Source organism: Actinoplanes sp. DH11, assembly GCF_020873875.1.
Classification (GTDB): Bacteria; Actinomycetota; Actinomycetes; order Mycobacteriales; family Micromonosporaceae; genus Actinoplanes.
Genome location: NZ_JAHWGU010000216.1, coordinates 1 through 260 on the forward strand (window position 1 = coordinate 1; position 260 = coordinate 260).

General features: G+C 67.7%; 1 protein-coding gene. It reads left to right on the top strand.

Annotated features, from left to right (window positions below; genetic code table 11):
* Positions 1-260, top strand: a 260-nt coding sequence (locus LPA41_RS41495) for a hypothetical protein (RefSeq protein WP_229077020.1), incomplete at both ends; no start/stop codon positions are given.

Consider the following 260-nt stretch of genomic DNA (forward strand, 5'->3'; position numbering starts at 1 on the left):
GGCAGGCCCTCGCCAACGCCGGTTTGGCTCCGGCCGAGGTTGATGTGGTGGAGGCGCACGGCACCGGTACGACACTGGGTGACCCGATCGAGGCGCAGGCACTGCTCGCCACCTACGGGCAGGACCGTGAGCAGCCGTTGCGGCTCGGCTCGATCAAGTCGAATATCGGGCACACGCAGGCCGCGGCGGGTGTCGCCGGGATCATCAAGATGGTGCAGGCGATGCGGCACGGTGTGATGCCGCGCACCTTGCATGTGGAT